Raw genomic sequence first — 15,306 nt, forward strand, 5'->3', positions numbered from 1 at the left:
TGGCTTGTGGCTGCCTAGGGCGAGGAGTAAGTGGGCATCCGCTGAATAACGCCCTCAGGCACATCCCCGGGTTCACAATAGATTTTGCCGGGCAGGCGCTGTAGAGGTGGGCGGACTGTCACATCATCGCTCATCATTTCCACATAGGCTTTGTATAGATTGCTGATATTGCGTACATACTGCACGGGCTCGGAGCCTCTCACATAGCCGTATCTAGCCCGTTTAAAGTACTGGGGCTGGGCTAGTTTCAGCATGGCGACTTCCACATTGTCGAACCACACATTGGGATCCAGTCCCAGTTCTTTAGCCAGCCGCTGGGCATCGAGTAAGTGGCCGTATCCTGCATTGTAGGAAGCGAGAGTAAACCAGAGTTTATTTACGGTTGGCAAAGCGGGATTAAAGCGATCGCGCACCCAATCCATATATTTTACCCCCGCTTTAATACCTCTTTCAGGTTCGAACAGCGGCGGAGGAAATCCCATTTCCTCGGCTGTGGCAGGCATTACCTGCATCAATCCCTGCGCGCCAACTGGAGATACGGCTTTAGGGTTGAAATTGCTTTCCTGCCACATCTGCGCGACGATCATGCGCCAATCAAAATCGTATTTAAAGGCGGATTCCTTCACCAACTCATCGTAAGGAGAGAGGTTTTCTCCCGGTATTACCCGGGAACTTACTCGCTGGGTAAATCGTTTGTTCGGCTCAAAATAAGCCTGGTATTGTTTTTGATATTGGCTCGTTTTTCTGTAATTTTTCAAAAACTTATTCAAGTTCTGTAGCAGGTGCCAATTTTGTCTTAATACCATCCAGCCCTGTGGACGCGGGTCACCGATAAGGGTTCCGAGTACCAGTTGTGGCTGAACGGATGCCTCAATCTTGGCTCGACCGGAGTGGGATATGGTCGCATCTACCAGTCCGTCGGCGATTAGTGAGAAGATTTGTGACTGGGAAATATCTGGCGGCGCCACACGAATATCGACATCAATACCTGCTTCTTTCAGTGTTTCAGCGGTTTCAATAAATGACGAGTAGGCGCGCAGGGTTAACTTGCGACCATTCAGATCCTGAATCTGGGTGATGGGAGGGCTGCCTTTACCACTGACAATCTGGTCTGTGGATTCGACATAGGGCTTGGTGAAGACCATGCCCTGGTCTTCACGGGCACTGGTAATATTGAGTTCGGCCCCGGCAAAGTCACCGCGGCCTGCCCTCAGCCAGTCGGCAAGGTCTTCTTCGTAGGGGACAACAATAACCTGGAGTTGGAGTTTGTGCTTATTGGCAAAAGCCTGGGCCAGGTCGTAGTCAAACCCCATTAATACCCCTTTCCATAAGAAATAGGTTGTCGGCCCGTTATAAGTGAGTAGCCTGATTACTCCCGATTTTTTAATACCCTTCCAATCGGTAATGCGTTCTTCCTGGGATTTAACCAGGTTGCGGGTCAAAAAATTATCGAGAGTGGTATGTAGGCGTTTGGAATCTTTGCGTACGCCCCAGGCAATATTTTGTACTTCAGATACGTCTGCACCAATCCGCATGTCATCGCGGTAATTGCGCAAATCCTGGGCTGAAAAATCTTCCAAAATAGCAACACGGTTCTTTTGGCCATTAATGATATCCAACAGCGTATCTCGGTTACCATTAATATCAATTTCTCGAATAGTTAGGTTTGAGTTTGGATTTTCGGCAACAAGTTGCTCTGCAGTTTCTTTAATAGAGGAGCCGGCGGGGATAATAAATTCCAGGTCCTTTAATTTGCTCGCATCTGAAATATCTGGACCCTCAGGACCAGTGACGAGTACTAACCGCGAATGGCGAAGAGGAACCGTGAAGTCAATAATTTCTTCACGGGCGTCAGTGACAGTCAGGTTATAGGCGATTACATCTGCCTGGCCATCGATCAGCATTTGCACCGCATCATCGGGCGTTTCAGCTTTTATCCACTTGGGTTCCAGCTTTAACTGTTTGGCCAGTTTGTTGGCAAGTTCGAAGTGACGGAGACTCACCACATCGTCACGAGGTAGCAGGTCCTCGGAAGCGCCGGTTAAATTAACGAACCGAATTGTGCCGTGTTTTCTTATGTCCCTAAGGTCACCGGTTTCGATGTAGTTGACTTGCTGTTCTTTAGCGGGGGTTACTTCAGGCAGTTGCCCTGATCGCTTGTCGGCATCCTGCGCTTCGGCAGCTGACATGGTGACTGATTCGGCTACTCCAGAATCACGCTCTGGTTCCGTGCAGGCTGCAAGGGCAAGCAGTAGTACTGAAAGTAGTATCAAGGTCCACTGGTTGAGGTGGATAGCAGTAGATTCACTATCCATATATTGCTCCGAAGGCACTCTACCTCAACCATTATAGTGTCGCTTGATTTGCGCTCTTTAATTGTTAAAGAAATCAGTTTTCGATGGTATTAACTTTTGCAGTGAAGTTCCCTTTGGCCAGCTTAATATGGACTTGCTGGTCGGTATCCAGTTCTGAACTATCGCGAATTGCGCGATTTTCTGAATCCAGAACAATGGCATAGCCTCGCTGCAATACTGCCAGAGGACTGATGTTTTGTAGTAATTGGGCCCCGTGGGAAAGTTTGTCGCTGCCGCGCTGTAATATCAGTTGTATCGCACGCTCTAGGTTTCCCTTGAGTTGGATTAACTGCTTTCGACTGTTGTCGAGTCGGCGTGTCGGTAGGTTGTGGGCAAAAGCTCTGGAGGCGGAATCCAATTGGGATTTGCGACTTTGGATTTGTTGTTGGCAAGCTGCTACCAGGCGCATCTCCAAATGATCCAGGCGCTGGGCTTGGTTGAGGAGCTGCTCCTTGGGATGGCGCAAACGGTTGCGTCGCAATTGAACCTGTTGAGATAAATGTTTTAGCTGGTTGTCCATGGCGCGGTGCAATCTGCGCTGGACCTGGTCAAGCCGCTGTAAAATTTCTGCAGCATTGGCGCTGGCTATTTCCGCCGCGGCAGAGGGGGTGGGTGCGCGCAGGTCTGCGGCTAAATCTGCAATAGTCGTATCGGTTTCGTGGCCGACTGCAGAAATAGTGGGAATAGGGCTTGCGGCCAGTGCGCGGGCGACAATTTCTTCATTAAAAGACCACAGGTCTTCCAGGGAACCTCCGCCGCGACCGACAATTAATAAATCGTGGCGACCACTGCGGCCCGCTTTTTCAATCGCTGCTGCGATTTGCTGAGCGGCATCCTGACCTTGAACGGCTACGGGCCAGATTTCAATTTGTGCAGAAGGGTGTCTCCTGCCCAATACGTGAATCATATCCCGTATTGCCGCGCCTGTCGGCGAAGTGACAATGCCGATATTGGTTGGCAAAAACGGAAGAGAGCGTTTTCTGCTTGTTTCGAACAGGCCCTCAGCATTCAGTTTTGCTTTGAGCTGTTCCAGCTGGCGCATCAGGGCGCCAAAGCCGGCCTCCTCCATATGCTCAACGATTAACTGAAATTCTCCGCGCCCTTCGTACAGGCTCACCCTGGCCCTGATTAAAACCTCGCGACCATTTTGCGGCCGAAAGGCGACACTGCGATTGCGACCGCGAAACATGGCGCAGCGCACCTGGGCCCGCGCATCTTTAAGGCTAAAATACCAGTGCCCGGAGCTGGGTATGGAAAAATTGGAAATCTCCCCACTGATCCATAGAAGGGGCACACTGCTTTCCAGAAGATGTTTAACTTCCCGATTCAGGTCACTTACCGACAGCACGCTGCGCTTGGCATTTTGACTAGGGGGAATTGTCTGCATCGGTGAATCTCGTCGGGCGTATTGGGCGGAGCAATATTGCAGTATCGCCCTTATAGGTAAAGAGCTTTACCGTACAAATCCGTTTTTCTGCAAATTGATGTTTGCGCTTTGGGCGCGTAGAGGTATAATCGCGCCGATACCCAATCCCGCCTATTCGAGGTTTGAGTGTCAACAATGTCTGAATCCAATCTGCGCATCGCGCGCGAAGCCCTCACTTTTGACGACGTCCTACTTGTGCCCGGATATTCCGAGGTCACGGCCAAGGATGTGAGTTTAAAAACCCAACTCTCCCGCAACATTACCCTGAACATCCCCATTGTGTCCGCTGCTATGGATACAGTGACGGAAGCTCGCCTGGCCATTGCGTTGGCCCAGGAAGGGGGTATCGGCATTATTCACAAGAGTATGTCGATAGAAGAGCAAGCTCTTGCCGTTCGCGCGGTGAAGAAGTTTGAAGCCGGTGTTGTAAAAGACCCTATTACTATTGAGTCCGATGCCACTGTGCGCGAGTTGATCGCGCTGACCAGTCACCACAATATTTCCGGTGTACCGGTAATGGATCGTGGCGATTTGGTAGGTATCGTCACCAGCCGCGACGTTCGCTTCTTGACTGATCTCGACGTCAGTGTCGCCAGCATCATGACGCCGAAAGAGCGTCTGGTGACGGCCCACGAAGATGCGAGCCCCGACGAAGTACGCGAACTGCTGCATAAGCACCGTATCGAAAAGGTACTGGTGGTTAACGACAACTTTGAGTTGCGCGGCCTGATCACTGTTAAAGACTTTAACAAAGCAGAGCAGTACCCGAACTCCTGTAAGGATTCCGATGGTCGCCTGCGTGTGGGCGCGTCTGTGGGCACCAGCCCGGACACCGATGATCGCGTAGCTGCATTGGTAGAAGCCGGCGTTGATGTGCTGGTAGTAGATACCGCCCACGGCCACTCCCGCAACGTGATCGAGCGCGTGCGCCGCATTAAGGAAATGCACCCCCAGGTGGATGTGATCGGTGGCAACATCGCTACGGCTGACGCAGCGCGTGCACTGGTTGAGGCCGGTGCGGATGCGGTTAAAGTGGGTATCGGCCCCGGTTCTATCTGTACCACCCGTATCGTAACGGGTATCGGCGTACCCCAGGTGACGGCAATTGCAGAGGTTGCCACAGCCCTTAAAGAATTTGGTGTGCCCATGATCGCCGACGGTGGTATCCGTTACTCCGGCGATATCTCCAAGGCAATTGTTGCCGGCGCCTCATCAGTCATGATGGGTTCCATGTTCGCTGGTACCGAAGAGGCGCCGGGCGAAGTTGAGCTCTATCAGGGCCGTACTTACAAGTCCTATCGTGGGATGGGTTCTCTCGGTGCTATGTCTCGCACCCAGGGTTCTTCCGATCGCTATTTCCAGGATGCGAGCAAGGGCGCTGAAAAACTGGTACCGGAAGGTATCGAAGGTCGAGTGCCTTATAAAGGTCCGCTGTCAGCCATTGTTCACCAGATGATGGGTGGTTTGCGTTCAGCCATGGGTTACACCGGCAGTGTCGATATCGAGACCATGCGCACTCGTCCTGAGTTTGTGCGGGTCACGGCAGCCGGTATGGGTGAGTCCCATGTCCACGACGTTCAAATTACCAAAGAAGCCCCCAACTACCCGGTGGGCCGACGCTAAGCCTTCGACCTTCTCCAGGTGAAAAAATTTAGACGGAACAAGCAGCAAACGGACCTTTAAGGTCCGTTTGCTGTTATTTAATCCAGTTATCGAGTAAGTCATGAGCCAAGATATCCATTCCAGCCGAATACTCATTCTCGACTTCGGGTCCCAGTACACACAATTGATTGCCCGCCGTGTTCGCGAGCTGGGCGTATTTTCTGAAATTCGCGCTTTCGATATGACCGAAGAGGAAATTCGTGAGTATCAGCCCAAGGGCATTATTCTCGCCGGCGGCCCCGAGTCGGTACCGGAGGAGGGCTCCCCGCGTGCGCCGGAAGCGGTTTATAACCTGGGCGTGCCGGTACTGGGCATTTGCTATGGCATGCAGACCATGGCCCATCAGCTTGGAGGTACCGTACAGGGTAGCGATATTCGCGAATTCGGCTATGCCCAGGTAAAAGTTGAAGGCCAATCCAACCTGTTGAGCGATATCAAAGATCATATCGCTGATGATGGCAGTTCCCTACTGGATGTTTGGATGAGTCACGGCGACAAGGTAGTGGCGATGCCTGAGGGCTTTGAACTGCTGGCTTCCACTGATTCCTGCCCAATTGCCGGTATGTACAACGCTGAGAAGAATTTCTTCGGTGTACAGTTCCACCCGGAAGTGACTCATACCCTGCAAGGCATGCGTATTTATGAGCACTTTGTGATTGATATTTGCGGGTGTGAGAAGCTCTGGACTCCCGCGAACATTATTGAAGACTCTATTGCTAAAGTCCGCGATCAGGTGGGCGAGGGCAAGGTGCTGCTCGGTTTATCCGGTGGTGTCGACAGCTCTGTGGTAGCCGCTTTGCTGCACAAGGCTATTGGCGATCAGCTGACCTGCGTATTTGTAGATAATGGCCTTCTGCGTAAAAATGAAGGCGACCAGGTAATGCAGATGTTCGCCGACAATATGGGCGTCCGCGTTATCCGTTCTGATGCGGAAGAGGATTTCCTTGGGCGCCTCCAAGGTGAAAAAGACCCTGAGGCCAAGCGCAAAATCATTGGTAATACCTTTATTGAGATTTTTGATCGCGAAGCTTCCAAGTTACAGGAGGTGAAATTCCTGGCTCAGGGCACTATCTACCCAGACGTTATTGAGTCTGCCGCCGCAAAAACCGGCAAGGCACATGTGATTAAGTCTCACCACAATGTGGGCGGTTTACCGGAGGATATGCAGTTTGAGCTGGTAGAGCCCCTGCGTGAACTGTTCAAAGACGAGGTTCGTAAGATCGGTCTGGAGCTGGGCCTGCCTTACGACATGGTTTACCGTCACCCCTTCCCGGGACCGGGTTTGGGCGTGCGGATTCTCGGTGAGGTAAAGCGGGAATATGCCGATATTCTGAGAGAGGCGGATGCGATCTTTATCGAGGAGCTGCACAACGCCGATTGGTATCACAAAACCAGTCAGGCCTTTGCCGTATTCCTTCCAGTAAAATCTGTGGGTGTTGTCGGTGATGGCCGTCGATATGAATACGTGGTTGCTCTTCGCGCGGTAGAGACCGTGGACTTTATGACAGCGCGCTGGGCGCATCTCCCCTATGAGCTGATTGAGAAGGTCTCCAACCGTATTATCAATGAGATAGAGCACATCTCTCGTGTGGTCTACGACGTTTCCAGCAAGCCTCCCGCGACAATTGAGTGGGAGTAACTGCAGAATCGAGAGGGGGTGCTTAGCACCCCTTTCTTTTTTTGTTTTGGGCTTCGCGTCTCATTTTCCACAACGGCCCCTTCTCTCTATTCGATCTTTAATTGGTACGGATTGTCGCTAAACGCTTAGCTAAGTTTTCTCTAACTCGTTGATTTTTTGAGCGTTTCCCGGGTTGTTTATTTTTTCTTCATATTGTCACAAAGACCAAATGGCGGGCCTTTGCGGCCTACTACTCTAAGTTAGTCACAGAGATATCCACAGAATCTGTGGGTAGTGGATAATCCTGGTTAGATTGGGGTTGAACTCGTGGGATAAGTTGAGGGAGTGGGAGGAGGGTACCTCCCACAAGGGCAGAGTTAGATTTCTCGACGGAAGCTAATTAGCGCGGCCGTGACCGCCACATTCAGGCTTTCTACATCGTTTTGCATGGGGATACGCACCAGTTCATTGCACTGAGCTGCGACGGCATCGCTAACGCCGTGGGTTTCATTGCCCAGCACAAAAATTGTGGAGACTTTACTGGAGACCTCTTTTAAGGTCGTCTGGGCGTGGGATGACAGCCCACAAACCTGAGCCCCCGCTTCGCGGAACTCCCCCAGGGTGGCTGCCAATTTGTCACAGCGCAAAATCTGGGTTTTAAACAGTGTGCCTGTGCTGGCTTTGATAACCAGGGGGTCTATCTGTGCACAGCCTTTCTTTGGCAGGATGATTCCATCAATGCCGCCGGCACAAGCTGAGCGAATAATCATGCCCAGGTTTTGAGGGTTGGTTATGCCATCCAGGGCCAGAAGTTCATAGGTGTTTTTGTGCTCTGGGGCTGCAACCTTATGTAAAAAGTCCTCCGCTCTGCCGTAGTGGGGCAGGGCCAGGTCGAGGGCTACACCTTGGTCCTGACGGGAATTCTTCGAAATCCGGGACAGGCCCTTGCGATCCCAGTAAGCAATTTCAATCTGACGCTCTTCCGCCAGGGTTTCCATTCGCTGGATTAGCTGGTCGCGCCGGTTGCTGCTGGCCAGATGTAATTTATGGACGGGTACAGATAAATCCTCGAGAGCCTCGAGTACAGGCTTGCGCCCATAAATTGTCAGGAGGCTATCGAAGAAGGCTTTCTTTTCCAGGTATTCGGAGGAGTCTTTCACCGCGTTGGCTCACTCAGCAGTTCGATCAATCTGGCTGCGCTCTCAGGTGAGAGCGAGCCGCGCCGCGCCAACTCTACACAGGCGAGGCCCAGATGGCGATAGCAAAGTGCCAGTTGGCTATCTACTGATGCAAGGCTTTCCACCTGGGCTCCAACGGTTTCCACATCCCCCCTGGCAATGGGACCTGTCAGAGACCTCTCTGGTCCCAGCTCCAAATTGTTTTGCAGAGTCTGTGAAACAATCGGCGCCAACAGGCGAAGAGCACTGTCCCGCTCTATGCCAGCGGCTGCAAAGCTTTGTAAGCTCAGGTCCATTAGGGTGGTGAGGTAGTTGGAGGCGATCACTGATCCAGCGTGGTACAGAGACTTGTTTAGGGGATCAATAGCCAGTGTTTCACAGCCAATGGCTGCAAAAGCCACAGAAATAACCTCTACTGCATGGCTATCCCCTTCGACAGCGACGCTGGTTTTGGCAAATGTTTGCAGCGAGGTTTCCGGTTCGGCAAAGCTGTGGACCGGGTGAGCACTGGCAACCAGGGCGGGTCCCAAGGGGGCTAGTTCTTTAGAGCTGAGAGCGCCACTGCAGTGGAATATAATAGTGCGCTCATCGACCAGCCCGCTATCGGCAAGTTTCTGCGCAAATATAGCGATTTCACTATCGATACAACCAATCAGCCATAGGTCTGCTGAAGGCATCTCTGAGAGGGAATCGACAGCATTGCCTGCACCGATAAATCGACAGGCCCTTTGTCCACTTTCGAGACTGCGGTTATAAATTGACTGTATCTCGAATACACCGCTCTCCTGCCACAGCCGCCCCAGGGTTTTGCCAAGGCGGCCCGCGCCAATAATATTGAGGCTTTGCATCAGCTACCAGCGAGGCAGTCGACGTAGGCGTTAACGGCATTCTCCAGGCCCATGCTGATAGCATCGACAGTAAAGGCGTGGCCTATGGAGACTTCCTGCAAGCCCGGTAACGTGCGATAGCGCGGTAGGTTAACCAGGTTGAGGTCATGGCCGGCATTAATCCCCAGTCCCAGCTGATGTGCGTGCTCGGCGGCGGCACAGTGGGCAGAGAAAATTGTTTCCAGCTCTGGGCTCTGTTTGGCTACGGCTTCGGCATAGGGGCCTGTGTAGAGTTCAATACGGTCAGCACCGACCTGTTTGGCCAGGCTGATTTGGTCCAGGTCTGGATCCATAAACAGACTGACACGTATTCCGGCATTTTTAAGTTGATCAATTATCGGAACTAATCGATCGCCATCTTGCTTGAGGTCAAAGCCGTGATCAGACGTGAGCTGATCATTGGTGTCGGGAACCAAAGTGCATTGGTCTGGTTTGGTTTCCAAAACCAGTGGTATGAGGCCGGGGTAGTCCCCCAGGGGAGCGGCGAAGGGGTTACCTTCAACGTTGAACTCTATGTTTTTGCGGCTGGCGCAGAGTTCTGTCAGGTCGCGCACGTCGCCGGGGCGAATATGTCGTTGGTCTGGACGGGGGTGTACGGTCAGCCCCTGGGCTCCGGCGTCGAGGCAAGTGCGCCCGTGGGCGACCACATCGGGAAAGTTGCCTTCGCGGGAATTGCGAATTAAGGCGATTTTATTGAGGTTTACACTGAGAGCTATCACTGCTTATTCTCCCTTGCTGTGTTCAGCGACACTGTTGTCGCTGGAGGTAACTCGTTTTGCTGAAAGTATGCGGATTGGAATGTTGGGGGCCTCTGGGTGTTGGCGATAGAGGCCGCGGGGTTCCTGTTCGATTTTTTCTACGATATCCATACCCTCGATAACCTTGCCAAAAACCGCGTAGCCAGGCTTGTTCTCGCTGGCATCCAGGCGGGTGTTATCGACCAGGTTTATAAAAAACTGAGACGTGGCGCTATCGGGGTTGTTGGTCCGTGCCATGGAGAGAGTGCCGCGCAGGTTTTGCAGCCCGTTAGCTGATTCATTGGCGATAGCGTCGCGAGTTTCTTTCTTCTGGAAGTCGAAAGTGAAGCCCCCAGCCTGCACGACAAATCCTGGCACAACGCGGTGAAAAATAATGCCATCGTAGAAGCCGCTATCGGTATAGGTGAGGAAATTCTCTACTGTGACAGGAGCTTTCTTGGGGAACAGCTCGACGCGAATAATGCCCAAGTCGGTCTTAAGCTCCACCTGAGGGTTTTGAGCAAATATTGGAAGACTGAACAGAGTACAAAAAAGAAAAGTGAGTAACTTACGCATCATCCGTGTCCTTTGAATGTCCGGGGTCAATCGGTTTACTACTGTGTCAGCGTATGGATAAAGAGAAAGGATAAATATTTGGGTATCGCTGCCTGCGGGTTGCTTCTCAGCACTCCCGCAGTCGTATAGTAAGCGATTTTGGTTGTAGCGAGGGAGATCAGTTGGCCCACTCGGAATTGCGTTTGCGCGGGCGCACATGGGGGGCAATCATCGCCAGAATAGCGCCTAATGCAACGGATAGGGCACCATACAATTGCCATTTGCGGGCATCGCTACCGGATAGGCGCTGAATTTCCGCTTCCGCCATGCTTTTTTCCTGTTTCAGCAACTCGTACTGATGCAGGAGCTTTTGATGGCGATCGTTGAGCGAAATTGCGTCGGCAGAAAGGGACTTCAGGCTTTTGAGTTCGGCGGCCAATTCCTGGCTCTGCTGCTGGGCAGAGGTCAGGGCGCTATTCAGTTCGCCGTTTTCTGTCTCCAACCGGCGAACTTCTCCCCCCAGATTACCTTCCATTTTTTCAAAGCGGGCCAGGTTGGCTTCTGCGGTTGCCAGCTTTAGTTTTGCCACGGGCTCACTGACAAGGTATTGGCGTCTGATCCAGCCTTCAGTGCCGTTGGGGGTGCGCACTTTTGCCCAGCCGTCCGAGGCGGCATCTTCGAGCAGAGCCAGCTCGGTACCACTGGCCAGGCCGCGGTGCAGAATCCGGAATTCATTGCCTTTGCCAGAGCGCATGGGCACGTGAAGTTGGTCGGTAATATAGCGGGTCTCCGCTGCAAGTGCTGCTGGTGCTGAGTTCAACAGCGCTACAGCGAGCACACCGGACAGTAATTTCTTCATTGTGATGCAGCTTGTTAGTTAGAGTTTTTATCAGGGCAGTACAAGCTTGTAGGGCTTGACTGTAACCGATGCATAGACGCCAGCTTCGATATAGGGGTCACTGCCAGCCCAGGCTTTGGCCTCTTCCAAAGAGGGGAACTCAGCAATTACCAGGCTGCCGGTAAAGCCAGCTTCACCGGGCTCTTCGCTGTCGATGCTGGGGTTTGGACCGGCAGCCAGGAGACGACCTTCATCTTTGAGAAGGTTGAGTCGGGCCAAATGACCGGCGCGGGCTTTTTTGCGTAAAGGGAGACTATCGCTAACATCTTCACTGATGATTGCGTACCACATTGTTTTTAATGCTCTTGTTAGTTTTTTTAAGGTGTTATTGCGCAACCATCACTTCTTCCAGTTTCAACCCGGTCAGCTTGCCGATACGGGAGAATAGGAAAATGAGTGCACCCATCAGAATCAGGGTTGATGGGATCGCAATAACCAGATATCCATAGGCGGTCATTTCGCCAAGTTCGGTGTTATAGGCCTCTGTGCCCGGCGGGCTGGTGACGATCATTTTGGCGAGAATGTAATTCAGTGCCGAGGAGAAAAAGAATGACCCGGCAACGATCCATGAAGTCTGGCGCAAGGTGCGGTCGAAGGCTGGCTGGTTACCATTGGCCTGTAATGACTCGGCGATCTTTGTCGTATTCAGGATTTGATCGTTGTAAAGCAGGGTTTTGACCAGCGGCCAGCGGGTGTAAACGGATAGTGCCGTTGCAACACCCAGTAGGCCAGGGATTGCAGCTTCCTTAATCGCAATATACTGCGGGTCCAGCTTGAGCAAGCTGATGCCGCCAGTGAGCAGGATGCCAATAAACCCGAGGGCTGAGAAGAAATTGACCTTGCCCAGGCGCAGCAGGTCGCGAAGGCCATAACCCAGTGGGAAGGCCAGGGCCACTATCAATGCCCAGGTTGGGCCCAACCAGTCATCCCCGGAAAGCTTGGTCAGTATCAATGTCGGAATAATGACATTGAAGGCGATATTGCTGAGAAACCCTTCCTTTTTAGGCTTCTCGGGAGATGTCGTGGTCGAATTCGTTTCGGTCATACTCAATTCCGGTGATAATGCCCGCTGGAAACTGATGGGGTTGATAGCCCGTTCAATTTCCCCGCTGACAAAACTACTGTCAGACTTCGGCCCTGGCGAGTCACCTGTGAGTGACTGCTAGTTCGGGCCTTATCCCTGAAAACGCCGAGTGCCGCATAGACAGCGCAATAGGGCGATTGTTCCTGAAAAGACGGATATGGCGATCTTTTTCATCGTCGAACTGAGTGAGAGCCTGTTGTTGAAGACCCTTTCAGCCGATTTGAATACAGACCTGGTAGATCTGCACTGCCACAGTACCGCGTCTGACGGTATTTTAAGTCCTGCGCAGCTGGTGTCGAGAGCGAAATCCCAAGGTGTGACGATGCTCGCCCTGACCGACCACGATACGGTGGATGGTGTGCCTGAGGCTCAACAGGAAGGTGACTGTTTGGGCGTAGATGTGGTGGCGGGGATTGAGTTCTCCAGTCTTTGGGGGCGCAGACCCGTACATATTGTAGGCCTGAACATCAATCCCGAATCGGGGCCTTTGCAAGAAGCCATTCAGCTGCGTGAGCAGTTGCGCGAGGAGCGGGCAGAGCGTATCGCGGAGAAGCTGGAAAAACGCGGCTTTAGCGGTGCCTTGGAGGGTGGACGTGCCCTGGCGGGCGACTCGGTACTGGGTAGGCCCCATTTCGCACGATGGCTAGTGGAAGCTGGGCATATAGATGATACCGGTAAGGCATTTAAGCGTTACTTGGGTGCCGGCAAGGTGGGGGATGTGCGGGTCGAGTGGCCCCAGCTGGGAGAGACTATCGCCACTATTCACCAGGCCGGTGGCTGTGCGGTATTGGCTCATCCCCTCAAGTATGGATTGACCCGCACCCAGTTATTGCGATTGTTGGGGGCATTTCTGGAAGAAAAAGGAGATGCTGTCGAATTGTTGTGCGGTCGGCAGAACCCGACACAGACGAGGGAGTTGAGGAAACTACTATTCTCAGCTGCGGAAGCGGCGGGCAAATCAATGCCATATTGCTCTCTTGGCAGCGATTTTCACCAGCCGGAGCAGCCCTGGCGTGAATTGGGTTGTGTCAGGTTGCCCGCAGACGTCGAGCCGGTGTGGAATCTGTGGCACACTCTGCACCGGGAACAGCGGGGTCACGTTTCGCTGCCCTAATTCCGGCTTGTGAATTGGGGGCCATCGTCCGGCTTTAAGCCTGGTGGATGGCAGTGAGGTATTTTCAATCGGTAAGGCTTTTGGGGGGCTTTGTGGCGCAGTTTTTTCAGATTCATCCGGATAATCCTCAAGGCCGCCTGATCACTCAGGCAGCAGAGATCGTCGCCCAAGGGGGCGTTATTGTTTTTCCCACCGATTCAGCTTACGCCATAGGCTGTCGACTGGGAGAGAAGCTGGCGGTTGAGCGCATTCGAGGAGTGCGCCAGCTGGACAAGCAGCACAACTTCACATTGATGTGCCGAGACCTATCGGAGCTGGCGACCTATGCCAAGGTCGACAACCAGATGTTTAGGTTGTTAAAGAATCATACGCCGGGTTCCTATACCTTTATTATGCCGGCGACCGCCGAGGTGCCGCGCAGGTTAATTCATCCGAAGCGCAAGACCATCGGTATTCGCGTGCCGGATAATCCCATCGCCCTGGCCCTGATTGAAGAATTGGGCGAGCCGTTGATGAGCTGTAGCCTGATTATGCCCGGCGAAGAACAGCCCCTAACCGAACCTTACGATATCCGCGATACCCTGGAGCACCAGGTGGAATTGGTTATCGATGGCGGTTTCTGCGGGTTGGAGCCCACCACTGTGATCGACCTGACGGGTGATGAGCCCCAACTGATTCGTCAGGGATGTGGGGCAACTGACGAAATACTCGGCTGAAAGCTGCGGCGCCGTGTATAATCGCGCGTTTGCACGATTAAGGGTGGGGCAGGGTGTCCAGTGATGAGTTACTAGCAGAGGTCGAGGAGCAAGTGCTGGCCGAGGTTGCGGCGAGCGATGATGAAGCTCCTGCCCAGGCTGGCGATGCGGAATCGCAGGGCCAGGACTCGGATGAGGATTCCCCCCTGGCTTTGGTGCAGGGCGAAATCTTTAACGACCTCCCGCAGGATCTCTTTATTCCACCAGATGCTTTGGAAGTTGTTCTGGAGGCTTTCGAGGGGCCTCTGGATCTCCTGCTATACCTGATTCGCCGCCAAAACCTGGATATTCTCGAGATCAACGTCTCCGACATTACCCATCAATATATGGCGTATGTGGAGATGATGACGGCAATTCGCTTTGACTTGGCCGCCGAGTATCTGGTAATGGCCGCTATGTTGGCGGAAATAAAGTCGCGGATGCTGTTGCCGCGACCGCCTGAAGCGGAGGAGGAAGAAGGCGAGGACCCCCGGGCGGCTCTGATTCGCCGTTTGCAGGAGTATGAGCGTTTCAAAACTGCAGCTGAGGATCTCGATGAAATCCCCCGTGTTGGCCGGGATGTCCATCAGGCCAATGCAGAGGCTCCCGATCGCAGTATCACACGCCCCGACCCTGAAATTGACTTGAAAGAAGTCCTGGTCGCCTTGGCTGATGTGCTGCGGCGTGCGGATATGTTTGAGAGCCATCAGGTTGAGCGGGAGAAGTTGTCCACCCGCGAGCGTATGACCCAGGTGCTGGATAAGATCCGCCACGGCCAGTTTGTGCCCTTTGTCAGCCTGTTTACCGTTGAGGAGGGTCGCCTCGGTGTCGTAGTGACCTTCCTAGCAGTGATGGAGCTGGTAAAAGAGTCTCTGGTGGAGCTGGTGCAGAATGAAGCTTTTGGCCCGATCCACGTGCGAGCTCGCGCTGCTACCCACAGCAGTGAAAGCGAAGACGGTGCTGATAGCGAGCTTGAGGATCAGACTCTCGAAGAGGTTGAAGATCTAGAGGACGCTGTAGAGGCCTCGGATAAAGCGTCGGAAATGTATTCGAGTTAGA

Annotated in this window: 14 protein-coding genes; 5 read left to right on the forward strand and 9 right to left on the reverse strand. The window is 53.0% G+C overall.

Translation table 11 applies throughout. The features are described from left to right. Nucleotides 1–14: 14 nt before the first annotated feature. Both ACJJI3_RS00230 and xseA read right to left on the reverse strand, forming a co-directional pair. Entirely contained in the window at nt 15–2,315 is a 2,301-nt protein-coding gene (locus tag ACJJI3_RS00230; RefSeq protein WP_444907620.1) for a transporter substrate-binding domain-containing protein, read from the reverse strand. 73 nt (nt 2,316–2,388) lie between these two features. Beyond that, nucleotides 2,389–3,741 carry an exodeoxyribonuclease VII large subunit gene (xseA, locus tag ACJJI3_RS00235; protein ID WP_444941084.1) on the reverse strand — a complete coding sequence of 451 codons (1,353 nt, stop codon included), beginning with the start codon at nt 3,739–3,741 and terminating at the stop codon, nt 2,389–2,391. A gap of 174 nt (nt 3,742–3,915) precedes the next feature. Here xseA and guaB point away from each other — a divergent pair, with 174 nt between their 5' ends. After that, on the forward strand, nt 3,916–5,403 hold the full coding sequence (guaB, locus tag ACJJI3_RS00240) for an IMP dehydrogenase (RefSeq protein WP_282933710.1): 1,488 nt from the start codon (nt 3,916–3,918) through the stop codon (nt 5,401–5,403). A gap of 100 nt (nt 5,404–5,503) precedes the next feature. After that, nucleotides 5,504–7,081: a glutamine-hydrolyzing GMP synthase gene (guaA, locus tag ACJJI3_RS00245; protein ID WP_444914393.1), complete on the forward strand. Its 1,578-nt coding sequence runs from the start codon at nt 5,504–5,506 to the stop codon at nt 7,079–7,081. Nucleotides 7,082–7,437: 356 nt separating this feature from the next. On the opposite strand, the gene rlmB is transcribed toward guaA, so the two are convergent. The 7 genes from rlmB to ACJJI3_RS00280 all read right to left on the reverse strand — a co-directional run bounded on the left by rlmB (nt 7,438) and on the right by ACJJI3_RS00280 (nt 12,360). Then, complete coding sequence (rlmB, locus tag ACJJI3_RS00250; RefSeq protein WP_444941085.1) at nt 7,438–8,220, reverse strand: 23S rRNA (guanosine(2251)-2'-O)-methyltransferase RlmB; 783 nt, start codon at nt 8,218–8,220, stop codon at nt 7,438–7,440. Continuing rightward, nucleotides 8,217–9,086 (reverse strand): Rossmann-like and DUF2520 domain-containing protein, encoded by an 870-nt coding sequence (locus ACJJI3_RS00255; protein ID WP_444941086.1) that lies wholly within the window; start codon nt 9,084–9,086, stop codon nt 8,217–8,219. Before ACJJI3_RS00255 ends, rlmB begins: the two co-directional genes overlap by 4 nt. Beyond that, nucleotides 9,086–9,844: a pyridoxine 5'-phosphate synthase gene (locus ACJJI3_RS00260; RefSeq protein WP_444941087.1), complete on the reverse strand. Its 759-nt coding sequence runs from the start codon at nt 9,842–9,844 to the stop codon at nt 9,086–9,088. Before ACJJI3_RS00260 ends, ACJJI3_RS00255 begins: the two co-directional genes overlap by 1 nt. Nucleotides 9,845–9,847: 3 nt before the next feature. Next, entirely contained in the window at nt 9,848–10,438 is a 591-nt protein-coding gene (locus tag ACJJI3_RS00265) for a peptidylprolyl isomerase (protein WP_444898217.1), read from the reverse strand. 157 nt (nt 10,439–10,595) lie between these two features. Next, complete coding sequence (locus ACJJI3_RS00270) at nt 10,596–11,276, reverse strand: TIGR04211 family SH3 domain-containing protein (RefSeq protein WP_444896521.1); 681 nt, start codon at nt 11,274–11,276, stop codon at nt 10,596–10,598. A 30-nt stretch (nt 11,277–11,306) separates the two neighbouring features. Beyond that, complete coding sequence (locus ACJJI3_RS00275; RefSeq protein WP_444933848.1) at nt 11,307–11,606, reverse strand: YciI family protein; 300 nt, start codon at nt 11,604–11,606, stop codon at nt 11,307–11,309. A gap of 34 nt (nt 11,607–11,640) precedes the next feature. Next, nucleotides 11,641–12,360, reverse strand: a complete 720-nt coding sequence (locus tag ACJJI3_RS00280; protein ID WP_444941088.1) for a VC0807 family protein — start codon at nt 12,358–12,360, stop codon at nt 11,641–11,643. A 196-nt stretch (nt 12,361–12,556) separates the two neighbouring features. Between ACJJI3_RS00280 and ACJJI3_RS00285 the strand changes: the two genes are divergently transcribed. The 3 genes from ACJJI3_RS00285 (at nt 12,557) to ACJJI3_RS00295 (ending at nt 15,305) form a co-directional block, all read left to right on the forward strand. After that, on the forward strand, nt 12,557–13,513 hold the full coding sequence (locus ACJJI3_RS00285) for a PHP domain-containing protein (RefSeq protein WP_444925565.1): 957 nt from the start codon (nt 12,557–12,559) through the stop codon (nt 13,511–13,513). A gap of 92 nt (nt 13,514–13,605) precedes the next feature. Beyond that, nucleotides 13,606–14,229: an L-threonylcarbamoyladenylate synthase gene (locus tag ACJJI3_RS00290; protein WP_282933701.1), complete on the forward strand. Its 624-nt coding sequence runs from the start codon at nt 13,606–13,608 to the stop codon at nt 14,227–14,229. A 53-nt stretch (nt 14,230–14,282) separates the two neighbouring features. Then, nucleotides 14,283–15,305: a segregation and condensation protein A gene (locus ACJJI3_RS00295; RefSeq protein ID WP_444941089.1), complete on the forward strand. Its 1,023-nt coding sequence runs from the start codon at nt 14,283–14,285 to the stop codon at nt 15,303–15,305. The last annotated feature ends 1 nt before the right edge of the window (nt 15,306 follow it).

Source organism: Microbulbifer maximicatervae (SeqCode) (genome assembly GCF_052466985.1).